Source organism: Bellilinea sp., from assembly GCF_053501535.1.
This window is the reverse complement of sequence record NZ_JBRCOK010000114.1, coordinates 1-22,700: the sequence shown is the minus strand read 5'-3', so window position 1 is coordinate 22,700 and position 22,700 is coordinate 1. Positions and strand designations below refer to the sequence as shown.

Sequence of the window (22,700 nt, the reverse complement as noted above, 5' to 3'; positions counted from 1 at the left end):
ATATCAATCAGGCGATCCACCGCTTTGTTCATGGTGCGGATTTTTTCAACCGCCACAATTTTTCCGTTCTCCAAACCGAGGATTGGTTTAAGACCCAGCGCAGTACCGAGAAAAGCGGCAGCGCCGCCTATACGGCCTCCACGGTGTAGAAATTCCAGCGTGCTGACGGCGAATAAAACTCCCGTATGGTTTACGGCTTTTTCGGCAATGGTTTTACACTCTTCCAATGAAGCGCCTTGTTTGGCCGCACGGGCTACCTGCAAGGCTTGAAAACCCAGACCCATGCCCGCTGAATAAGAATCAATGATGACTACCCGATCGGTATTTAGTGTTTGTTTGGCTTGTTCTGCAGAGGCTATAGTACCTGACAGAGCTGCAGAAATATGGATGGAAAGGATATCGTAGCCCTGTTCCAGGAGGGAAGTGTAAACTTGTTGAAAGGCAGCAGGTGAAGGTTGTGATGTGGTGGGCATCACTTTAGCGTTCTGAAGGCGGGTGTAGAATTCCAATGGGGTAATGTCTACTCCGTCGCGGAAGGTTTCTCCACCCCACACAACCTGCAACGGAATCGTGTGTAGAACAAAACCATTGGCTAAATGTTCGGGGATATAGGCAGTACTGTCGGTGACGACGGCTACCCTTGACATGGTTTCTCTCCTTCATAAATTTTATTATTATGATTATATTATTTCTCTGCATATAACCCCATTCTTTGTAAAAAGTTGCGAAAGGCGGCTTGAAAATTTCTTCAGGTCTTAACCTTGACCATTGTTGTTTATCCGACTAGAATTGGGAGGCGTAACGCCCCTTTGGGGTGTTGATTTCTTTTGGATTAAGGTCAGCGTGTTCGAATCGCTTTCACAAAGGCTGGAACAGGTATTTCAACAACTTCGCCGGCGGGGCAAATTATCCGAGCAGGATGTAGATGCTGCCATGCGCGAAGTTCGCTTGGCATTGCTGGAGGCCGATGTTCACTTCAGCGTGGTCAAGGACTTTATCAATCGTGTCCGCGAGCGCGCGGTCGGTGCAGAAGTATCAAAGGCACTTAACCCCGCCCAACAAGTCATCAAAATTGTCCACGAGGAATTAATCAAAACGCTTGGCGAGCCAGCGCGGTTGAACCTGACCGGTCCGAAGCCACGGGTCATCATGATGGTTGGGCTGCAGGGTTCCGGCAAGACCACCGCAGCAGCAAAACTTGCCTCGTTGTTGCGCTCGCAGGGTGAACGTGTTGAACTGGTCGCCGCTGATCCATACCGCCCGGCAGCCATCAAGCAATTACAGACGTTGGGCGAGAGAATTGGGGTTCCAGTTTATACAGAAAACGGAGTCAAACCTCCAGAACTGGTTTCACGGGCATTTGAGAGAGCCCAGAAAAGCGGTGTCAGCGTTTTAATTGTGGACACAGCCGGGCGATCCCAGCTGGATAATGCCTTGATGGATGAACTCAAAGCAATTACCCGGCGCGTGACACCCAATGAAATTTTACTGGTGGTAGATGCGATGATTGGTCAGGAAGCCCTGCATGTCGCTGAAGGCTTCCGGGATACGGTGAGCCTGACCGGTTTGATGCTGACGAAAATGGATGGTGATGCCCGGGGTGGCGCTGCCATATCCATCCGTGCTGTTACCGGTGTACCCTTAAAGTTCCTTGGCACTGGCGAGGGGATTGATGCTATTGAAGTATATGATCCTGGTCGGTTAGCTTCGCGCATTTTAGGCATGGGAGATGTAATTGGGTTAATTGAACGGGCAGAGGCGGCTTTTGACGAAAAGGAAGCCCAGGAACAGGCGGAACGCATGCTTTCCGGAGCTTTTACGCTGGAAGATTTTGCCAAACAACTGAAACAGATTCGCAAGATGGGTCCACTGGCACAAATATTGGAGATGTTACCCGGTGGCATGGGTCAAATGGCGCGCAGCATCTCTCCGGAAGAGGCTGAGCGTTCGTTGAAAATTACCGAAGCGATCCTCAACTCGATGACCCGCGAGGAACGCCGGCGACCGGAAATTCTTAATGCCAGCCGGAGGAGGAGAATTGCGCGCGGATCCGGTACCCAGGTGCAGGATGTCAACCGGGTTCTCAAACAGTTCCGGGATGCGCAGAAAATGTTTAAGACCTTACAAAAAACAGGAGGACGGGGATTGCCGCGCCTGTTTGGCTGAAAAAGTGCCTCTAGAAGTAAGCGCCCCCTTCAGCGCCCCTCGACTTTTGGAGGTAAACCTAAATTGCCATTCATTATGCTAAAATGATCATGTAAAAATGAGGAGAAAAAATCAACTATGGTTCGAATACGATTGCGCCGTATTGGCTTAAAGGGACAACCCAGTTATCGCATTGTGGCGGCTGATAAAGAAAGCCCTCGCGATGGTCGTTTCCTTGAAATTCTTGGTTTTTACAACCCCCGCACTGAGCCTTTCACCTTTCAGGTGAATGAAGAGCGGGTGTATCACTGGCTCAAAAACGGGGCTCAACCCACCGAATCGGTTCAACAATTGTTTGACAGTGTGGGTTTGACCAAGCGGTTTGCGCGGGTCAAAGCCGGGGAGCCTGTAGAGGAAGTATTGAAGGAAGCAGAAGCCTATTACGCTTCCCGCAAGGTAGATGTAAAAACCAATCCGGCCTGATCTTTGGCCGCGCTATCATCCAAAGCCATTGTGCGAAAGGATTGATTGTGAAAGAGCTGATTGAATATATTGCCGCTTCTCTGGTAGATGACCCCACTCAGGTGCGGGTTCGTCAGGAGTGGGTGGGCGGAAAAGCCCGGCTGGAGCTGTGGGTCGCCAAAGAAGATATGGGCAGAATCATTGGAAAAAGTGGACGGGTTGCAAACGCAATGCGGGTTTTACTGCGTGTTGCAGCTGCTCGCGAGGGTAAACAGGCAACACTGGATGTGATGGAGCCTCGCTGATGAACCGCCGTCCGCTCAATTCGGACTATAGCAGGGAAACATCAGGCTCGCCTCCCTCGGGCGAGCCTGTCTTTCTGGCTGTCGGTTACCTGCGGCGGGCGCATGGCCTTCAGGGTGAGATGGTTATGGATTTACTGACCGATTTTCCTGAGCGATTGGTGCGCGGCAAGGTGGTTTACGCCGGCGAAGAGCATATCCGGCTGACCATTCGATCGCTGCGGTCAAAAGGCAGGCAAGTGTTGATTGCCTTTGAAGAAGTTGATGATCCCGAATCGGCCGCGCCATTGCGTAACCAATACCTGTTTGTCCGGTCTGATGAAATTCCACCACTGCCAGAGGGTGAATACTACCATCATGAGCTGTTAGGCCTGAATGCTTTTACACCCGGGGGCGAGAGACTTGGAACGCTGGTGGAGATCCTCGAAACCGGTGCAAATGATGTATACATCATCCGAGAGGAAAGCACCCAAACTGAATTGCTGGTACCGGCGGTCAATGAATTTGTCCTCGAAATTCGATTAGCGGAGCGTAAAATAATCCTTTCTCCACCAGAGTGGCTGTAGCCTGGAGCGAATTGGATGAACCCCAAAGCCTATTGGGTCGCCTTTAATTACGTTAAAGGAATTGGATCAGTCCGCCTGAGCCGGTTGTTACAGGCTTTTGACGGGGATTTGAAAGCCGCTTGGGAAGCTTCGTATGAAAAATTGATTGCAGTAAGGCTGCATCCCCGTCTGGTGGAACAACTTTTAAAAATCCGCTCCCAAATCGATTTGGAGCGTATCTGGGAAAATATTGAACGCAAAGCAATTCAGGTGATAACATGGGAAGATGAAACGTATCCCACTTTGCTGCGTCAAATTGACCAGCCACCTCCCGTACTTTACATCAAGGGTGAATATCTACCGGAAGATGAAGTGGCTGTAGCCGTGGTTGGAACACGGCGGGTTTCGGCTTACGGCAAACAGGTTGCAGAGGAACTGGCGGCATTTCTGGCGCGCAACCGCGTCACAGTGGTTAGTGGGTTGGCGCGCGGCACAGATGCTGTGGCTCACCAATCGGCTTTGAGAGCCGGAGGACGCTCGCTGGCAGTGCTGGGTTGTGGTGTGGATGTGATATATCCCCCTGAGCATGCGAAGCTGGCCGAAGAAATTACTGCCAGCGGCGCGCTCATCAGTGATTATCCCCCCGGTACACCTCCGGAGAGCAGCAACTTCCCGCCGCGCAACCGCATCATTTCTGGATTGGCGTTGGCAACCGTCGTGATCGAGGCCGGCGATACCAGCGGAGCGTTAATTACGGCTTCATTTGCGGCCGATCAGGGGCGGGAGGTTCTGGCAGTACCCGGAAATATCCATTCTCCTAACTCTAAGGGTGTCAACCGCCTGATCCAAAATGGAGCACGCCCTCTCCTGAATCCATCCGATGTGCTGGAGGCCCTCAATATTCAACAGGTGAATACACGGCGGATTGCCAGAAAGGTATTGCCTTCTGATGAAACAGAGGCTAAACTATTGCAAGTTATGGGTGAAGATAACCTGACGGCGGATGAAATCAGCTTTTTAAGTGGTTTGCCAATTGATAAGGTTTCTGCATGCCTGATCATGATGGAATTGAAGGGTCTGGTGAGGAATAATGGTGGAATGAATTACCGGGCCATCCGTGAAGAAATGGAAACCTACCTCAGGAATGATGAATAAATCGTTTTATGCTGTGATCATGGCTGGCGGGGGAGGGACGCGTTTGTGGCCTCTTTCCCGCTCAGCACGCCCAAAACAAATGCTTAAGCTGGGTTCGGATCGAACCCTGTTTCAACTGGCCGTTGATCGCCTGTATGGTTTAATTCCACCCGAACGAATACTTGTGGTTACCGGTGCAGAAATGGCGTTTGATTTACAAAAGGATTGCCCCGAAATTCCATCTGAAAATTTCCTGATCGAACCGGCTCCCAAAGGTACAGCGGCCGTGGTGGGATTGGCGGCGGCTTTCTTGTATCAAAAAGATCAGCAAGCGGTAATGGCCGTGCTGACCGCCGACCACATCATTCAGGATGTGGCATATTTTCAGAAAATCTTACAGGTTGCCGATGAAGCTGCACGGCTGGGATATCTGGTAACATTGGGTATTCATCCCTCCCATCCTTCCACCGGATATGGCTATATTCAGCGTGGTCAGACAGTGGCAGAAATCAATCAACAACGAGTGTATCAGGTGTTGAAGTTTAAAGAAAAACCGGATGCGGAAACGGCCCGGAAAATGGTGGAAAGCGGCGATCACGACTGGAATTCGGGAATGTTTTTCTGGCAGGTTGATCAAATTCGGCGAGAAATTAAAAATCAGTTGCCCGAATTATACAAGGTGATGCTGCAAATTGAAAAATCGGGCTTTGACAAAAAAGAGGATTGGCTTCCTCTATGGATGGGTTTGAAACCAGAAACCATTGACTACGGCATCATGGAACATGCCCGGCAAGTGGTCGTGATACCCGCGGCTGGTTTGGGTTGGAACGATGTTGGAAGTTGGGACTCGCTGTTTGAAGTTCTGGAAGGTGATGAGGATGGAAACATCCGCCTGACTTCCCAATGGCTCGCCCTCGATTCTCAAAAAACACTGGTGCTGTGCGAGGACGATCGGCGTTTGATTGCTACAATTGGTGTTGAAAATTTGATCATTGTGGATAGTGGAAATGTGTTACTGGTTTGTCATAAAGACAAAGCCCAATCGGTTCGCGAGATTGTTCAGATATTAAAACAAAGTGGAAGAGAAAATTACCTGTAATGGGAGGTAAGCATTGGAAGCCTATTGTGTCAAGTGCAAAGAGAAAAGAGAGATTGCTTCACCTCGAGCAGAATTTAATGCTGTGGGTGCCCCGGTCACGCGGGGAATTTGCCCGGTATGCGGCACTCAATTGTATCGAATGGGAAAAACACCCGAACATGAACATTTGCCCGCTCCAGAAAAGAGAGAAAGACCTGCGGATAAATTAATCAGTTCAGCCCATTCGAAAAAACAGAGCAGAAGCAGAAAGGATAATGGCCGTGATGAACGAAGCGGTAAACTGGTGATTGTGGAATCGCCGGCAAAGGCTCGGACAGTCGGTCGTTTTCTGGGAAAAGGCTACACTGTCAAGGCCTCGGTTGGGCATATCCGCGATTTATTGCGTTCGGAACTTTCGGTAGATGTGAAAAACAATTTCCAACCCAAATACCGCGTACCGAACGAGAAGCGGGCGGTGGTCAAGGAGCTAAAAGAGTTGGTAAAGAGAGCCGAAGAAATTTATCTGGCAACTGACCCGGATCGGGAAGGAGAAGCGATTGCCTGGCATTTGTTGGAAGCCGCAGAAATTCCCGAAGATATCTCGCGGCGGGTTGTTTTTCATGAAATCACCCAACCGGCCATTGAGGAGGCATTTTCTCACCCGCGCAAGATCAACATGAATCTGGTCAATGCCCAACAAGGGCGGCGCATTTTGGACCGTCTGGTCGGTTATAATCTTAGCCCACTTTTGTGGGAGAAGGTGCGCAGCCGTCTTTCGGCTGGTCGTGTGCAGTCGGTGGCACTGCGATTGATTGTAGAGCGAGAACGTGAGATTGCTGCCTTTGTGCCGGTAGAATACTGGACGATTGCAGCTGAGTTAAAACCCCAAGGCGGTAAGCAGACCTATGTTGCCAAGCTGGTGAAGGTGAATGAACAAGAACCCCAATTACCCGATCAGACAACAGTGCAAGGTTTGCTCGAGGATATGGAACCGGCACAATACCAGATTGTGCGAATCAAGCGCGGTGAGCGAAGACGAAAACCGGCTGCGCCTTTCATTACCAGCACCCTGCAGCAAGAGGCTTCTCGGAAATTGGGGTACACGGCACGCCGAACGATGATGATTGCTCAACAATTGTATGAAGGTTTGGATGTCGGCGAAGGCGGTTCAACCGGTTTAATCACATATATGCGTACCGATTCGACCAATGTGTCGGAATTGGCGCAAAGGGAAGCCCGGGAGTATATCCTGAATACCTATGGGAAGGATTATCTGCCCGAAATGCCGCCCCAATATAAGACTCGCGCAGTAGGCGCACAGGAAGCCCACGAAGCGATTCGTCCAACATCCGTTTTGCGTCTGCCAGAAAAAGTCAAACCCTACCTGAGCCCTGAGCAGTACAAACTGTATATGCTCATCTGGCAGCGGTTTATTGCCTCTCAAATGGAAGCGGCGGTAATGGACACCGTTACGGTTGATGTTGAAGGCAGGGGAAAACTGAATCTTTTTCTTTTGCGGGCTTCAGGTTCAACATTGAAGTTCCCCGGCTTTCTGGCAATCTATGAGGAATCTCGTGACGAAGACCAGAAAAGCGAAGAAGAAGATAATGTTCGCATTCCGCCGGGGCTGGAGGAAGGTCAACCGCAAGAATTACAGCGTCTGCTGCCCGAGCAGCACTTCACGCAACCCCCGCCGCGTTATTCCGAAGCCACGCTGGTTCAAACGCTGGAAGAATATGGGATTGGGCGCCCTTCGACCTATGCTCCAATACTCTCCACAATTGTTGAACGTGGCTATGTGGTGCGCGAAAACAAGAAACTGATCCCCACAGAAACCGGTTTGCTGGTCAACGATTTGCTGGTGCAGCACTTCCCGGATATTGTGGATGTGGGATTCACGGCGAAAATGGAAAACGATCTCGATCAGGTGGCATCTGGTAACCGGGAATGGGTGGATGTGATTCGTTCGTTTTACGATAATTTTGAGCCGACAGTAAAAAAAGCCCAGGAATTGATGCCGGTGACCAAAACGGTGGAGAAGGTTGGACGAGCCTGTCCGCAGTGCGGGCATGATCTGATTATCCGCTGGGGAAGGTATGGCAAGTTCATCTCATGCAGCAATTTTCCGGAATGTCGGTATACCGAACCGTGGCTGGAGAAAATTGGGGTTTCCTGTCCTGAGTGCGGCGGTGATTTGATTGAACGCAAGACACGCAAGGGCAGGGTATTTTATGGTTGTTCAAATTACCCGACCTGTCAATTTACCACCTGGAAGCGGCCGGTGTCTACTCCCTGCCCGAATTGCGGTGGTTTGCTGGTGATTGCCAACAAACGCGAATTGCAATGTGTGAAATGCGAGGAAAGTTTTTTGCAGGAGCAGATTGGAGAAACTTCGCCGGAATCGGCATGAGAATTGCAACTCACCCTCACAGAGCATAAATTCATGCCGCAATCGCAGTTGCGCCAAATTAAACCTTGTTCTACAATAAGTTCAGGTATCTGGTAAAGACTGCACGGCAGAGATAATCACAGCCAGTGAGGAGCAAAAAAATCATGGACAAGATTCGAGAACAATTACGCAATCCGCTCATCTCAGCAATTGCAGGTTTTGTGATCGGTTTGATCATCGGTCTACCTGTGCTGGGATGGGGGCTTTGGCCGGTTAAGTGGGTCAACGCAGACCCCAGTCAACTGCGCGATGACTACAAACAGGAATACCTGTGTCTGGTCATTGATTCATATGCCAGAAAAGGGGATACCGCCATTGCCATGCAGCGTTTTGAAGCATTGGGGGAATCGGGCGGTTCTCTGCTGGATGCGCTTAAACCCGGCACGTGCAACCTAAGCGAAGGAGACATCAATTCCTTCCGGGCTTTGGTGATGGGACCAACTGTTCCACTACCGGGTGAAACAGCCGTACCAACCCAACCGCCTGCGGCAGGAGGGGGTTCCCGTGTCGGATTGGTTGTCCTCCTCTGTCTGGTCACGCTGGGCGTTGGAGCGGGGCTGGTGTATCTGCTGGTAATTCGCAAAAGACCAGTGAAAACCGAAAGTCCGGCAGGTATGGCTCAGGATTTGAACCGCCAGGCTGAGCGCACGGATTTTGCCGCTGAGGGTCAGGAAGCCCCCATCAGTCAGTACATGACCACCTACATTATGGGGGACGATCTCTATGATGATTCGTTCAGCATCGATTCACCTACAGGCGAATTTTTAGGTGAGTGCGGTGTCGGAATTTCCGAAACCATCGGTGTTGGAGACCCTAAGAAGGTGACCGCCTTTGAGGTGTGGTTGTTTGATAAAAATGACATTCAAACGGTCACCAAAGTGCTGATGTCGCCGCATGCCTTCAACGACCCGGCGATCCGCCAGCGGTTAGAATCCAAAGGTGAGCCGATTGAAGTGGCTAAAGAGAGAAGGGTGCTGCTCGAAACCGCCACTTTACAACTGGAAGCGAGAGTGGTGGATGTCAGCCTTGGGGGCGGAGCTTTACCTGAGAACAGTTACTTTGAGCGATTGACGCTTGAACTGGCTGTCTGGCCCAAGTCATAAATATTTGGATGCCTGTAAAAAACAAAGGGCTGCTGAAAAGCAGCCCCTGTTTTTTAAAGTTTCAGCCAGTTATTCAATTTTGAGAATTTTTAAGCGGATTTCTCCATTGGGGGTGTCCACCACAACAACATCACCCACTTTGTGACCTATCAGAGCTTTGCCAATGGGAGATTCGTGAGAAATTTTTCCATTGCTGGGATCAGCCTCTTTTGGGCCAACCAGATGATAGCGTTCCGGCTCAAAGTTTTCTTCCTGAATGGTGACATAATCACCGATTCCGATTTCATTTAAGTTCTTTTCGACGTGATCAATGATAATCACATTTGAAAGCAGTTGTTCCAGTTCGCGAATGCGGCCTTCAAGGAAGCCCTGTTCCTCTTTGGCAGCCGAGTAATCGGCATTTTCCGAAAGATCACCCTGTTCAATTGCTGCGCGGAGGCGCTTGGCAAGTTGCTCGCGGGCGGGGCCTTTGAGATAATCGAGTTCTTGTTGCAGGCGGATTAAACCCTCTTGGGTCAAATATGAAGCTTCAGACATGCTTGCTAACTCCTAAACGTTCATTAACGCCGATAATGATACCATGTTTTTTCCCTAATCGGAAACAAGCGCTTGAAAACCAAAGGAATTATGGCAGGGTTTCGGCATTAAAAAGTTTGCGGTATTCTTCGGTGGCATAACGGTCAGTCATGCCGGCAATGTAGTCACAAACCGTTCGTTGTAGACCAAACTTTTCCACTCTTTGTTGAACATGATGAGGGAGAATGGTCGGTTCCTGACAATAGGCGCTGAAGAGTTCGCTGATCAGACGTTCTGCTTTAACAGCCATCCGTACGACGCGATAATGACGGTAAAGATTTTTGTAGAGAAAATCTTTGAGTTGGCGGTTACGGCGGTGGAAAGTTTCGCTAAAAGTGACAACATTATGGTCTAACCTTTGCAAATCCTCAACCGATTGGACACCGCTTTCTTTCAGGTTGCGAGAGGTGTTTTCTACAAGGTCATCCACTTCCTTGCCAATCAAGCGACGAATGATGCGGTGACGGGTGAGGTCATCCAAACCGTCACCTTGCCAGCCAATGGATGATTTCATCACCTGCCAGATTTCGATTTCCTCCAGCATTTCCTGAGTAATCATTCCGGAACGCAAACCGTCATCCAGGTCATGGGCCGTGTAAGCCAGTTCATCGGCTACATTGGCAATTTGGGCTTCAATGTGCCCGCGCAATTCCGGGTTAAAATCGCGCGCATCCGTTTTGTCATACTCGGTTTCGTGTTTGACGATTCCTTCCAGTACTTCCCAGGAGAGGTTGAGGCCGGGGAAGTCCGGATATCGTTGTTCCAATTCAGTGACAATCCGCAAGGACTGTTTATTGTGTTCAAAACCTCCGTAATCTTTCATAAGCCGGGCCAGCGCGATCTCACCCGAATGTCCAAAGGGGGGATGACCCAGGTCATGAGCCAGGCAGATGCTCTCGGTCAAGTCTTCATTGGCACCCAGCGCCCGCGCCAGAGTCCTGCCAATTTGAGCGACTTCCAGCGTGTGGGTCAGGCGTGTGCGGTAATAATCCCCTTCGTAGTTGATAAAAACCTGCGTCTTATATTCCAGTCTGCGAAAGGCCGTGGTATGCAGGATCCGGTCGCGGTCACGCTGAAATACGGTTCGGTAGGCTGGCTCATCTTCCGGATAAAACCTGCCACGAGAATACTTGCTGCGGCTGGCGTAAGGGGCTAAAATTTTATCTTCGATATCTTCCAGTTCTTGCCGAGAGATCATGCAAATACTCCTTTCCTAGTCTTTGGTGAGCAGAGTGCCGGTAGGGTTGCCCGATAAAGCATTTTGAAGATTTCCGGGAGACAGGCCTGAAAAAATCATGGCGCGTAAGTTGGGAAGGGATTGAATCATTTCGAGGGTCAGGCGAACTTTCTCAACCATACCCCCGGTGACATCGGGAGCTGCCGAACCCTTTAGAAGGGGTAGGATGCTGGATTTTTCCTGAAGGGTGATTTTGTCGAGGATTCTGGAACAGACCGGAAAATCGGCGAATACACCTTCTTCGATGCCACACAAAAGGATTTCGGTAGGGGGGAGTGATGTTGATAATGCCATGAACACATCCTCGGTGGAAAAAATTGTTCCCCCGATGCGAGAGTCGAAAACCACATCACCATTGACCAGCGGGATGAAACCTGCCTGTAAAGCCGAAATCAGCGGTTTGGGATTCCATTCGGCGAGGTGCTGATTTTCCGCCAGAATGACTGCCGAAGGCGGAAAGGCGATTATGGGCAATCCCTTCTGGCTGAATATTTCAAAGACGATTTGACTTAAAGCCCTTGCCTGCCGATAGACCTCCAAAAAGCCCAGCCAGTCTTCGGGCGTAAAAACACCGTGGCGAGTGCGGTATTGCCTGGCTGGTATGTGACCAAAGGAGCCGGATCCATGACCAATAATCAACTGGGTGTTATTTAGATTGCGCGTAGCCATTACTATTTCTTCGGCTAAACGTTCAATAATGTCCAAACGGGCAGTTGCGGGACGATGTTTGTCTGTGATCAGGGATCCGCCCAGTTTCAGGAAAATTCTCCTCATGATTGGTCATCCTCTTTCAGGGGGCGGAGTGTCGTCAGCCAGGTGTGAAATGCCCCTTCATTCAATAAACGTTGGGCAATTTGCCCGGCCTGTTCAGGTGGCACCAAGGCAATGATATTACCACCACCGCCTCCCCCGGTTAATTTTGCGCCGTAAGCGCCGCTTTGTAAAGAGGCCTTTACCAGTGTGTCCAGGGCCGGTGAAGAAACACCCATGAATTGCAATAGTTGATGATTTTCTTCCATCAAGGGTGCCAGGTCTAACCAATCGCCTTCCTCAAGAATCTTCCGGGCAGACTGCACAATCCTGCCAATTCGGTGAAAGATTTGCTCATAATATTGAGGTTGTTGCTGCCAGCGCTGACGGACACCGGCAACCATTGCTGCTGTTGAGGGGGCTTCACCGGCATTGGCAATTACCAGAGTAATGGAGTCTTTCAAATGAATCAATTCTGGCTGCTGGTTTCGCACGTAGTAAATTGGCATCTGGTATGTGATTACGGTATTGTCAATACCACTTGGAGTGCCGTGAAAGGCTTTTTCCACTTCGTAGGCAATTTTATTTACCTGCTCGTTTTCCAGGGGTAAGCCAACAAACTGACTGATGGCGCGGATCATGGCAATACTTACCGCCGCGCTTGATCCCATACCTGCTCCTGCCGGTAGGGTGGAATTTATGCTGATTTTCATGGCCGGTAAGCGGGAAATTTGCAAGGCTTGTTCCAGCAATTGAAACAGGGTGTTGAGGGGATGTTGTTCAGGAAGTTCAGTGCGAGTGGCATGAAAGTTGATTGCAGGAGATTCAATGCGGATATTGCCAGATGGCTGTAATGGATCAGCCTGGACAAAAACTTTAACTTTGACTCCAGTTACTGGCGCGGCAATTGCCGGCTGGCCATACACCACTGCATGTTCACCGAATAAAATGACTTTTCCAGGTGCGGAGGCAGTAACAGCAGGCATAATGGGTTAGTTTATGTAGAATATAAAAAATACAGATAAACCCCACAAGAGGATGGTTGCCTGTAAAGGTCTATCGGTCAGGACAATATCCTCCGGCGCGCCGCCTGCCTGTTCAACTTGAATTAAGTAAAGGTAACGAAAGATACCGTAAATGACAAACGGAATGGTGAGCATCATACTGTGGTTATCTGGAAGATTGGGTGCTGAGAAGGTGTATAAACTGTAGGCTACAATCGTTGTACCCGAAACGATGGTGATCAATTGGTCAAGTAAAGCCAGGTTGTAACCATCCAAAACCCGACGATGGTTATTTGCATCATTTTGGAGCAGGGTTAACTCGGCGCGACGTTTTCCAAAACCGATGTAAAGAGCTAATAATGTGGTCACCACATATAACCAGGGTGAAAAGCGTTCAACCTCAATGAGCGAGACCCCTGCCGCCACCCGTAAAACAAAACCTGCTGCGATAATTAACACATCAATCAAGGGGATGTGTTTAAGGCGGGTGGAATAAGCCAGGTTGACCAGAAAATAGATTAAGGCGATCCATCCGAACAATGTTGAAAGCAGGAACGATACCGGGATCGTAATAAGGATAATACCAACCGCTGCGGCCGCAGCAACTGGCACAGGTAGTTTTCCCGAAGCAATTGGCCGGTTTCGTTTCTGGGGATGATTACGGTCTGCTTCGGCATCCAAAATATCGTTGATGAGATAAACACTGCTGGAAAGCAGGCAAAATAAAACCATTCCTGCCAGCGATTTGCCGACTGCTTCAGGATTGAGTAATTTCTTATCGAAAACAACCGCAGCCAAGACGAAGACATTTTTGCTCCACTGGCGCGGTCGCATGCTTTTGATTAAGGCAGAAAGCATACCCCAATCATATCATATTGATTCAAATTTACCCGCAAATTTTAATAACTGATTTGGGTAATAAAATCGCAGGTGGGATGAAAGCAAGTTAGAATATATCCGTATGAAAAAAAGATTGGATGTATGGTTGGTGGAAAAAGGATTGGCAGAAAGCCGCACTCAGGCTCAACGTCTGATTATGGCAGGTCAGGTGCGGGTGGGTCAAACCATTGCGCAGAAGCCCGGGCAAATGGTTGACCCTGGTTTGGAGGTTGAGGTCATTCAACCGGCCCGATTTGTATCCAGAGGGGGAGAAAAGCTGGAAGCGGCTTTGGTTGAATTTGGACTGACCGACTTGACGGGCAGAGTGTGTGTGGATGTGGGATCTTCCACCGGTGGGTTTACAGATTGTCTGTTACAGCACGGAGCAGCGCGGGTCTTTGCGGTGGATGTAGGATATGGCGTTTTGCACTGGAAGCTGCGGCGTGATGAGCGTGTGGTTGTAATGGAAAGAACCAACGCGCGGTATCTGAAGGGATTTGATGAAAAAATTGATTTTGTGACGATAGACGCATCCTTCATCTCTTTGAAAATCCTTCTACCGGTTGTCCGGCATTGGTTAAGCGACGATGACGGTGAGGTGGTTGCATTAATCAAACCCCAATTTGAAGCCGGTCAAGAGGAAGCCGCTCGTGGAGAGGGCGTTATTCGTGATTCGCAGGTACATCGGCAGGTTTTAAGCGAGATCGTTGATTTTTGCCAGCGCGAGGGATGGGTCATTCGCGGGCTGATGCGTTCTCCCCTTACCGGCCCAAAAGGCAATATTGAATTCTTGATTTGGTTGTCACTGCAAGGTCAGGGATTGTCCAATCCGATATCACTTATTGAGGAAATGACCAATCAGCCGATTCAGTCTTTGAAAATATCGGAAACATAGAAAGGCGCACTCTGGCATTCTTTAGAAGTGAAATAACTGGATACAATGTTCCAGGTTAATTCTCCTTCTTCTTTCCATGCACTTTCAATTGCCCGAGCTGTACAGCCGGGGCCGGCATTGTAGTTTGCCATGGTGAATTTCCATAAATCCACATAACTGGCAACTTCACCGGATTTTTTACTGGTAGTATTGCGGACAATTTGATTGATTTGACTGCAATTGGCTTTGACTACTTCGGCAAAGATGGGTATGCTACTCAGCGCACGCTGACGGTTAACCCCTTGAGGGCAATCTGCACAGGTGGCATTCACCTGACGAACCAGCGCACCCCGCAACAAGGCGCGCCCCGATTCAGGAATGCCCAGGTAACCCTGCTCACATGTTCTGGGATGAAGGATGAGCGGACAGAATTGGGCATAAAAATACGGACTGTACAGTAAAAGTGCATCTGCGCCGGTATCATTGAGTTGTCCAAATCCGCTTTCCAGAATATCAATATAGATTGCTGGCCAAAACTGACTTTCGATTGCAAAAATCTTTTTCAACAGGCGTGCCGGTACCCCATATTTGACGCCGGTTTCAAAAATCTTTGAATCATATTGGTTTTGCCATTCGATGATCACCGGCCGGGCAACTTCCACCCCACATTGATTTGCAGTCGTAGCAGATTGCAATCCATTGTAAGGGCATTGGCTGGCATCAACCACCTTGTTCTGGATTAACATGGCAGCCAGATAGTAGTAATTGTATTCGGTGTACAATTCTTCCACACTGCGGGGGTATTCCAGCACCAGTGGTAAGTTGAGGGGAATCTCCGGAACAGACCAGATTTCGGCACAGGTTACAATGTCCGCTGGAGGGCGTGGTTCGAATTCTTCAAATGATGAGGAGGTCGGTGTAGGGGTAAAGGCTACCAGCGTTGCCGTGGGTGTGAAGGTGGGATTGGTTTGATTTTGGGGTAGTTGATTTGCAATATTTGATTCGGCGTTCATTAAAGATGCCGAATTGATGGATGGAGGTTGTTCTGTTTTGCGAAGAAGGGGAAGGGGGAGATCAGCAATAGCCGAAGTTGGACTCTTTTGAATCTGGTCGAGCTGGTTTTTGAGGGGAATAATGTTGGATACCAAAAACAAAATTACACCAACAAAAACTGCTGCAAAGACCGGTTTGAAGAATCTCATGTTGGTTCTTACCCCCGCGAATTAGAAGATTCAGGCTATTCAGTTTCTTCCTCGTATACATAAGCCCAACCGGAACCCTTGCACACCGGACAGCGGTCATACACATAACCGTCCTTGCATAATCCGCCGCCGCCACCGGAACAGAAGGCGCACTTTTTGGGTTCCTGTGCCACCAGAACAGTACCGATTCCGTTGCATACCGGGCATAATTCGTAGATATTGCCATCTCGGCAGCGACCACTCCCATTGCCATTACAAAAAGCACAAGTTTCGGGTGCGTAATGAATGAAAGGCTGAATTTTGGTCATAGGGGATCAGGGACTTATTTTTGAGGATTGTTAGACTTCTCTTGGGTTGATTCTACCACGCCTTCCACAAATGCTTCAACAACTTCGGGGGCAAATTGTTTTCCGGCAGATTCTTTAATGTTTTCGAGCGCTTCTTCGGTGTTTACTGCAGTTCGGTAAGGAAGTTCTGCGGTCATCACAGTGAAGGCTTCAGCGACAGCGATGATGGAACTGGCCAGAGGGATATCCTCTTTTTTCAGCTGATCGGGGTAACCAGTGCCGTCCCAATGCTCCTGATGGTGGTAGATCCATGGCACAATTCGGTTGAAGACATTCATTTGTTTGACAATTTGAGCCCCGTAATATGGGTGCATCTGAATCATCTTCCATTCTTGCGAAGTCAGGGGTTTGACTTTGGTCAGAATGGTTTCGGGGATGGAGATTTTTCCAATGTCATGGAGCAAGGCAGCAATTTCAAGAAATTCAAGATCGCCACTTGACCAGGCCAGTTTTTTACCGGTTTCTACCGCAAGGCGGGCAACTTTTTCAGAATGGCCAATCATGTAGCGGTCGCGCTGATCAATGGCAGCAACCAATACACGTGCAAGTCCAATCAACGGAGATAAACCACCCACCCCCGGAATAATGGAGGGGGCCAAACCCTGTGTAAAACCGGAGCGGCGGCGTTCGCCTATGGCGACCTCAAGTTCAACTGTATTTTCGTAGAAATTCAGGAAATTTTCTACCCGTTCCAGTAGAACTTTAAGATTGTGGTATTGACCGGTTGACCAGAGAGCAGGAATTTGCTCAAACATTATGGTAGAAGACCGCGAAATTTCCGCCTGCGGGATGATTCTCTTTCCATAGGAGGAAAGCAAGTCATGCAAAGCGATCAGGCGGGAAAAGCGCTCCCCCACTCTCTGAATTTGCTTGGATAGGCTGGGGTACTCACGAATGGTCTCTTCCAATGAGCGGATTCGTGCAAGGACGGTTTCCACGCTGGCATTTTTCAAATCCTTCATGGTGAGAATTTCGGTGATGTGCTCATTCCACACCTTTTGGGCATCCTCAAGGGTGAGAACCTCATTTCCATAAACAATGGGTTCATCGTCCTTGCACTGATGCTCCACATAACTCAATGCCTTTTTGAGGGATTCGTAAGCGGCTTCAATGCGCTCTTGATTTTCTTTCTGGCGTAGCTCTTCCTGTCTGCGCTGCTCGCGAATAATCTGCATGCGATTGTAAAAATCCATGCCTTTGGGGGCTTTTTGTAAAAGGGCAATCAAGTGATCTTGCTGCTCCGCAACTTTGAGCCATTCTTGATGCAATTCCCTTAAAGTTTGCAAGTTGCGGAAGAGAAGAGAGCGCTTTCTAGTGCGTTCTTCCAGGAGGGGCATCTGGCTGATGATTTTGTTATAAACCTCCTGGATTTCTTCCTCAATGCGAGGAGCCTTGTAGGTCAGGTTGGCAAAAGTCAACCGATAAACCATAAAGTGATTTTCGATCTCCTTCATCCGTATTTTTGTGCGAGCAGGGAATGCTCGAATCTCCCGGCGAAGGAATTTCCACTCTTCAATCGTATCGGTTACTACCTGAATCCGTCGGCTAAGCCAGTTTTGTTTGGCGGGTGGAAGTTCCGGAGTTGATTCTTCAGCGGGAACGACCTCTTCCGTTGAGGTCTTCTGCTCAACAACTGTGGCTGCCTCTATTTCCGGCTTTTTGGTTTCGGTAAAAGATGAGTCAACAGGCTCGATCTCAACATCAGGATGATCGGTTTCTAAAGAAGATGAATCGTTCACGGCTGCCCTCTGTAATTGCTCACGCTCTGATTTGGGATAATCAGATGATTCTTGACTGTGGAGGGTGTTCATATTGAGTCCCCCTTATTCATTATACACAAATTTCCTCTAAATCAATCCCTTGATTTTTGCTCCTGAAACACATTAATCATTATAATTACTTTAATTGCAAAAATTGTTTATAATTTTCTTAAATCTTGAATCTTTTACGTTGTTTTCTGCTATCATTGTTTGTATAATGAAAAGGAACCTGACGGGGGTGCACAATGAACCAATTTTTAGATGACAGTAAAAATAACGGAACCGGCCATCGGGAGGTGGGTATGCACAGTGATCTGGGTGCAATATCGGTCATACTGGTTGAAAATATCCCACAAATGATCAAACACTTGCAAAAAACAATTGGCTTGATTGATGATATTGAATTGGTCAATTCATGCATGTCTGCGCAGGAAGCCATTGAAGTAATTCGCGATTTGAAGCCGGAAGTGGCGCTTATAGAGTACAACCTGCCGGACATGAACGGCATCAACCTGACGGAAATTATTCGTAAAGAATTCCCCCATACCCAGGTGGTGCTGATTTCACAGGATAATTATACCGATATTGTCTTGCAGGCCATCCGCACGGGTGCCTGTGACTTTATCACCCATGAGGTATCCATCAAAGAATTGTCAGATGTATTACACCGTGCAGCTGCGCTGGCTCGTTCTGAACGACAGAAGAGCAGCGCCCCAGCACTTGGGCCAGGCGGAACAGCACCAGCCCCGATGGGTGGCAAAGGCGCAAATGGTCAGGTGATAACGGTGTACAGTCCCAAAGGAGGGGTGGGAACGACAACGATTGCAGCCAATCTTGCCCTGGCATTGATGGATATTGACCATGAAGCCCGAGTTGTGCTGGTGGACGGAAGTATGCAATTTGGTGATGTCCATTTGTTCTTCAATGAACTGGGGCAATTGTCGGTGCTGGACCTGGTACCCCGCCTTTACGATCTGGATTTGCAACTGGTTGAAAGTGTCATGCTCCTGAATCGGGCCACCGGGCTGTATATATTACCGGCTCCGCCCCGTCCTGAATTTGCTGAAAAAATCAGCGGTGAGAATTTCACCCGAATACTTGAATTCTTGCGCCGTTACTATGATTACATTGTAGTGAATACCGACTCATTCATTTCGGACCCGGTATTAGCCGCGCTGGATGCGGCGGAAGTGGTGGTGCTGGTAACTTCTCAGCAGATTAATGCCATCCGAAATACCCGTTTGTTCCTGGATTTATGGGATGCCTTTGGAATGTCGCGTGATAGAGTTGCCATGGTTGTCAATCGCTTCAATTCTGACAACCCGATTACCGTAGAAAAAATAAGCGAGCGGCTAAAACATGCCGTAACCGTAACTTTGCCGGATGATCCGGAATTAACTCAAAAATCGGATGCGCTGGGGCAACCTGTTTTACGGGTCAATAAGAGCGCAGAATTGTCGCAGGCGATTATGACACTTGGAGAGAACGTCCGCAAGAGGGGAATTGCCATTGAGCGATCTGATGAGGTGCGGATGCGACTGTTTTCGATTGCCTGATAAGCAAACCGAACCGGCTTTGAACAGGGCGCACCGTGAGGGTGCGCTCTGTTACTTTGGGGGTAATTAGGGTATACTAACCTCGATTATGGAAAAAGACCGCATTCGCAATTTTTGCATTATTGCTCATATTGATCACGGAAAATCCACTCTGGCGGATCGGATGCTGCAATTGACCGGCACGATCTCTGACCGTGAAATGATGGAACAAGTGCTGGATTCGATGGATCTTGAGCGTGAGAAGGGGGTGACCATCAAAGCCTCGGCGGTGAGGATGATCTATCAGGCTCAAAATGGAGATTCTTACGAACTCAACCTCATTGATACACCCGGGCATGTGGATTTCAGTTATGAGGTCAGCCGTGCTTTGATGGCTTGTGAAGGCGCTTTGCTGGTTGTGGATGCGACCCAGGGCATCGAAGCCCAGACACTGGCTAATTTGTACCTTGCACTGGATGCTGACCTGGTGATTGTGCCGGTAATCAACAAAATTGATTTGCCATCTGCGCGGGTTGATGAGGTTGCAGAAGATATCCATAACCTGCTTGGCATTGAACCCGAAAAAATTTTGAGAATATCCGCAAAAGAAGGTATCAATGTAGATCAGGTGCTCGAAATGGTGGTAAAGGAAGTTCCACCACCAAAAGGAGAGGTGGATGCGCCGTTGCAGGCCCTCATCTTCGATTCGCACTATGACTCTTACAAAGGGGTGGTGGCCTACGTGCGGGTGATGCACGGGAAGATCAACTCAACGGATATGTTGCGAATGATGTCCACGAATGTGGATATTCGGCCGGTTGAGATTGGGGTATTTGCTCCGGATATGAGACCGGTCAAGGACTTGCAGGCCGGAGATGTCGGCTATATTGCCACCGGATTGAAGACGGTATCGGAGTGCCGGGTAGGGGATACCATTACCAGTACAGTGCGCCCGGCAGACAAACCATTACCCGGATTCCGACATCCCAAACCCATGGTCTTTGCCGGTATTTACCCGGTGGAAGGGGAAGATTACGAAGATTTAAAAGAGGCATTGGAAAAACTACAATTAAATGATGCCTCGCTGGTTTTCGAACCCGAAAAATCTCAGGCTCTGAATTTTGGTTTTCGGTGTGGTTTTTTGGGCCTATTTCACATGGAAATCATCCAGGAGCGGCTGGAACGCGAATATGATTTGGACATCGTGGTTACAGCGCCCTCGGTTGAGTATGAAATCGTACTGAATAGCGGGGAAGTGATTCGCATCGACTCCCCAGCGCAATTGCCGGATGAATCTCAAATTGCTGAAATCCGTGAACCATGGATGATATTACAAATTATCACCCCGGTGGATTACTACGGCACAGTGATGGAGCTGGTAAAGAAAAGGCGCGGGATCTTTAAGGAGCAGGAATATCCTGCTCCAACGCGAGTGCAATTGAGTTTCGAGATTCCCTTATCCGAATTGATTGTAGATTTCTTTGACGAGCTCAAGTCGCGGACACGCGGTTATGCTTCGATGGATTATCACTTTGCCGATTACCGACCCGGCAACCTGACCAAACTGGAAGTGCTGGTGGGAGGTGAACCGGTTGATGCTTTGGCTACCATTGTACATCGTGACAATGCCTACCACAAAGGGCAGGCGCTGGTCAGCAAGTTGAAAGAACTGATCCCCCGCCAACTGTTTGATGTTGCCATTCAAGCCTCTGCAAATGGACGGATTATCTCCCGTGCAAATGTCAAAGCCTTGCGGAAGGATGTATTGGCAAAATGTTACGGCGGTGATATTACCCGGAAGAAGAAATTGCTTGAAAAACAAAAACGCGGTAAAAGACGAATGAAAATGGTGGGGAATGTGGAAATTCCTCAAGAAGCGTTCATGGCAATTCTTCGCTTGGAGGAAGATTGAGTAACCAATCCAGCAAAAGATCCGGTAACATCGGTCGCTGGTTGCCCGGTGTTATCATCAGTTTGATTGCGTTGTTTGTGGTTTTCAGGCTGGCTCAGTGGGAGGAATTAGGGCCGGCAATTGCCAGAATACCTTTGGGGTTTATTCTGGCAGCAGTATTGCTAACCATTCTGTTTTTGGTTGTTCGGGCAGTGGCATGGCGGGTGATTTTGGGAAATCATGCCTCGGTCAGCCAGACTTTTTGGGCGATCAATCAGGGTTATTTGTTGAATAATTTGTTCCCCTTCCGGGCGGGTGAGTTTGGCAGGGCTTTGCTGCTGGGGCAGGCTGCCAAATTATCTCCGGCGCGGGTGCTTTCCAGCATCATCATCGAACGAGCCTTTGATCTTGCCATTGCGGCTGGTTTGTTACTGGCAACCCTGCCGCTGGCATTGGGCATGGCATGGGCGCGTTCGGTTGCTCTCCTAACGCTGGTGCTGGTCATCGCCGGGCTTATTTTGTTATTTGTCATGTCCCGTAATCAGCGATGGGTCATTAGCCTTGTAGAGAAGATCGGTTCAAAGTGGGGTTTCGTTCGCAGGGTGGTGGTTCCGCAATTGAGCGCTCTAATGCAGGGATTGTCAACCCTTTCTGATCCACGCCAGTTTATTCTCAGCCTGATATGGATTGGGGCTTCGTGGGGGGTTGCGGTTTCCACTTATTATGTTTTTCTTTTGCCAATCAATCCTCAGGCTCCATTTTGGTGGGGAATGTTCACCGATGCGGTTCTTGCAATGGGAATTGCCATACCCTCTGCGCCGGCAGCGCTGGGCACCTTTGAGGCTTCGATTGTTGGGGCCTTGACCATTTTGGGAGTGGATCAAACTGCGGCGCTGGCATACGCTATCACGCTGCATTTTATACAATTTGTTGTTACCGGTATTTTGGGCATTACTGCACTGGTCAGACAAGGAAAATCGGTGGGTACATTCTTGAGGGATATTCAAGCCAAAGTCATCAATCCAACATCATCCTGAAGATGAAGGAGGAACTTCTATGCCGAGAAACTATTTAATTACCGGCGGGGCGGGCTTTATTGGCTCAAATTATGTTGCCAGACTTCTTCAACGCGGCGAAGGAGTGATCATTTATGATAATCTATCCCGGGCCGGCGCTGTACGTAATTTGGACTGGCTGAAAAGTACATACGGCGAAAACTCATTTCGGCTCATTCAGGCAGATGTCCGCGATGCGCATTCCATTCAAGAGGCAGCCAGCGAGGCGGATGTGATTGTGCATCTGGCCGGGCAGGTTGCGGTGACAACATCGGTGGTTGATCCGCGCAATGATTTTGAGATTAATGCTATGGGAACTTTCAATGTTTTAGAAGCCGCGCGGCTATCCGGGCGTGATCCAATTGTGATTTA

The 22,700-nt window shown here is 49.1% G+C and carries 21 protein-coding genes and 1 pseudogene; 13 read left to right on the top strand and 9 right to left on the bottom strand.

What is annotated here, in order from left to right; all coding sequences use genetic code 11:
- A partial coding sequence (locus tag ACWIZX_RS11185; RefSeq protein WP_448335824.1) for a DegV family protein occupies window positions 1-647 on the bottom strand: 647 nt, incomplete at its 3' end.
- A gap of 196 nt (window positions 648-843) precedes the next feature.
- Here ACWIZX_RS11185 and ffh point away from each other — a divergent pair.
- The 8 genes and pseudogenes from ffh (at window position 844) to ACWIZX_RS11145 (ending at window position 9,218) form a co-directional block, all read left to right on the top strand.
- Window positions 844-2,166 carry a signal recognition particle protein gene (ffh, locus tag ACWIZX_RS11180; RefSeq protein ID WP_322792344.1) on the top strand — a complete coding sequence of 441 codons (1,323 nt, stop codon included), beginning with the start codon at window positions 844-846 and terminating at the stop codon, window positions 2,164-2,166.
- Window positions 2,167-2,283: 117 nt separating this feature from the next.
- Window positions 2,284-2,526: pseudogene (gene rpsP / locus ACWIZX_RS11175) on the top strand (30S ribosomal protein S16); the annotation flags it as partial.
- Window positions 2,527-2,675: 149 nt separating this feature from the next.
- Window positions 2,676-2,912: a KH domain-containing protein gene (locus tag ACWIZX_RS11170; protein WP_061915716.1), complete on the top strand. Its 237-nt coding sequence runs from the start codon at window positions 2,676-2,678 to the stop codon at window positions 2,910-2,912.
- Window positions 2,912-3,475, top strand: coding sequence for a ribosome maturation factor RimM (rimM, locus tag ACWIZX_RS11165; protein ID WP_322792345.1), 564 nt, complete (start codon window positions 2,912-2,914; stop codon window positions 3,473-3,475). The genes ACWIZX_RS11170 and rimM overlap by 1 nt, the downstream gene beginning before the upstream one ends.
- A gap of 15 nt (window positions 3,476-3,490) precedes the next feature.
- The gene (gene dprA / locus ACWIZX_RS11160) at window positions 3,491-4,609 is read left to right on the top strand and encodes a DNA-processing protein DprA (protein ID WP_322792346.1); all 1,119 of its coding nucleotides are present in this window, start codon (window positions 3,491-3,493) and stop codon (window positions 4,607-4,609) included.
- Window positions 4,599-5,687, top strand: coding sequence for a mannose-1-phosphate guanylyltransferase (locus tag ACWIZX_RS11155; RefSeq protein ID WP_322792347.1), 1,089 nt, complete (start codon window positions 4,599-4,601; stop codon window positions 5,685-5,687). The genes dprA and ACWIZX_RS11155 overlap by 11 nt, the downstream gene beginning before the upstream one ends.
- A gap of 13 nt (window positions 5,688-5,700) precedes the next feature.
- Window positions 5,701-8,076 carry a type I DNA topoisomerase gene (gene topA, locus ACWIZX_RS11150; RefSeq protein ID WP_448335823.1) on the top strand — a complete coding sequence of 792 codons (2,376 nt, stop codon included), beginning with the start codon at window positions 5,701-5,703 and terminating at the stop codon, window positions 8,074-8,076.
- 143 nt (window positions 8,077-8,219) lie between these two features.
- Complete coding sequence (locus ACWIZX_RS11145; protein WP_448335822.1) at window positions 8,220-9,218, top strand: hypothetical protein; 999 nt, start codon at window positions 8,220-8,222, stop codon at window positions 9,216-9,218.
- 69 nt (window positions 9,219-9,287) lie between these two features.
- Here the strand turns inward: ACWIZX_RS11145 and greA are convergent, their stop codons facing one another.
- The 5 genes from greA to ACWIZX_RS11120 all read right to left on the bottom strand — a co-directional run bounded on the left by greA (window position 9,288) and on the right by ACWIZX_RS11120 (window position 13,643).
- Window positions 9,288-9,755, bottom strand: a complete 468-nt coding sequence (gene greA, locus ACWIZX_RS11140) for a transcription elongation factor GreA (protein WP_448335821.1) — start codon at window positions 9,753-9,755, stop codon at window positions 9,288-9,290.
- An 88-nt stretch (window positions 9,756-9,843) separates the two neighbouring features.
- The gene (locus ACWIZX_RS11135; protein WP_448335820.1) at window positions 9,844-10,992 is read right to left on the bottom strand and encodes a deoxyguanosinetriphosphate triphosphohydrolase; all 1,149 of its coding nucleotides are present in this window, start codon (window positions 10,990-10,992) and stop codon (window positions 9,844-9,846) included.
- A 15-nt stretch (window positions 10,993-11,007) separates the two neighbouring features.
- Window positions 11,008-11,805: an isopentenyl phosphate kinase gene (locus ACWIZX_RS11130; RefSeq protein ID WP_448335819.1), complete on the bottom strand. Its 798-nt coding sequence runs from the start codon at window positions 11,803-11,805 to the stop codon at window positions 11,008-11,010.
- Window positions 11,802-12,767: a mevalonate kinase gene (mvk, locus tag ACWIZX_RS11125; protein ID WP_448335818.1), complete on the bottom strand. Its 966-nt coding sequence runs from the start codon at window positions 12,765-12,767 to the stop codon at window positions 11,802-11,804. Before mvk ends, ACWIZX_RS11130 begins: the two co-directional genes overlap by 4 nt.
- Window positions 12,768-12,773: 6 nt before the next feature.
- Window positions 12,774-13,643 carry a decaprenyl-phosphate phosphoribosyltransferase gene (locus tag ACWIZX_RS11120; protein WP_448335817.1) on the bottom strand — a complete coding sequence of 290 codons (870 nt, stop codon included), beginning with the start codon at window positions 13,641-13,643 and terminating at the stop codon, window positions 12,774-12,776.
- 103 nt (window positions 13,644-13,746) lie between these two features.
- Here ACWIZX_RS11120 and ACWIZX_RS11115 point away from each other — a divergent pair, with 103 nt between their 5' ends.
- Window positions 13,747-14,559: a TlyA family RNA methyltransferase gene (locus ACWIZX_RS11115; RefSeq protein ID WP_448335816.1), complete on the top strand. Its 813-nt coding sequence runs from the start codon at window positions 13,747-13,749 to the stop codon at window positions 14,557-14,559.
- Here the strand turns inward: ACWIZX_RS11115 and ACWIZX_RS11110 are convergent.
- From ACWIZX_RS11110 to ACWIZX_RS11100, 3 genes are read right to left on the bottom strand one after another with little or no spacing between them, the layout of a single operon-like run.
- Entirely contained in the window at window positions 14,532-15,740 is a 1,209-nt protein-coding gene (locus ACWIZX_RS11110) for a hypothetical protein (protein ID WP_322792966.1), read from the bottom strand. The two genes, ACWIZX_RS11115 and ACWIZX_RS11110, sit on opposite strands and share 28 nt — an antisense overlap.
- A gap of 35 nt (window positions 15,741-15,775) precedes the next feature.
- Entirely contained in the window at window positions 15,776-16,048 is a 273-nt protein-coding gene (locus tag ACWIZX_RS11105) for a hypothetical protein (protein WP_448335815.1), read from the bottom strand.
- A 14-nt stretch (window positions 16,049-16,062) separates the two neighbouring features.
- Complete coding sequence (locus ACWIZX_RS11100) at window positions 16,063-17,826, bottom strand: HD-GYP domain-containing protein (protein ID WP_448335814.1); 1,764 nt, start codon at window positions 17,824-17,826, stop codon at window positions 16,063-16,065.
- Window positions 17,827-18,149: 323 nt separating this feature from the next.
- On the opposite strand from ACWIZX_RS11100, the gene ACWIZX_RS11095 reads away from it, so the two are divergent.
- The 4 genes from ACWIZX_RS11095 to ACWIZX_RS11080 form a co-directional block, all read left to right on the top strand.
- On the top strand, window positions 18,150-19,403 hold the full coding sequence (locus ACWIZX_RS11095) for a response regulator (protein WP_448335813.1): 1,254 nt from the start codon (window positions 18,150-18,152) through the stop codon (window positions 19,401-19,403).
- 88 nt (window positions 19,404-19,491) lie between these two features.
- Window positions 19,492-21,294 carry a translation elongation factor 4 gene (lepA, locus tag ACWIZX_RS11090; protein WP_448335812.1) on the top strand — a complete coding sequence of 601 codons (1,803 nt, stop codon included), beginning with the start codon at window positions 19,492-19,494 and terminating at the stop codon, window positions 21,292-21,294.
- Window positions 21,291-22,310, top strand: a complete 1,020-nt coding sequence (locus tag ACWIZX_RS11085) for a lysylphosphatidylglycerol synthase transmembrane domain-containing protein (protein ID WP_322794225.1) — start codon at window positions 21,291-21,293, stop codon at window positions 22,308-22,310. Before lepA ends, ACWIZX_RS11085 begins: the two co-directional genes overlap by 4 nt.
- 19 nt (window positions 22,311-22,329) lie before the next feature.
- Window positions 22,330-22,700: SDR family NAD(P)-dependent oxidoreductase (locus ACWIZX_RS11080; protein WP_448335811.1), on the top strand; the 371-nt coding region annotated here is incomplete at its 3' end.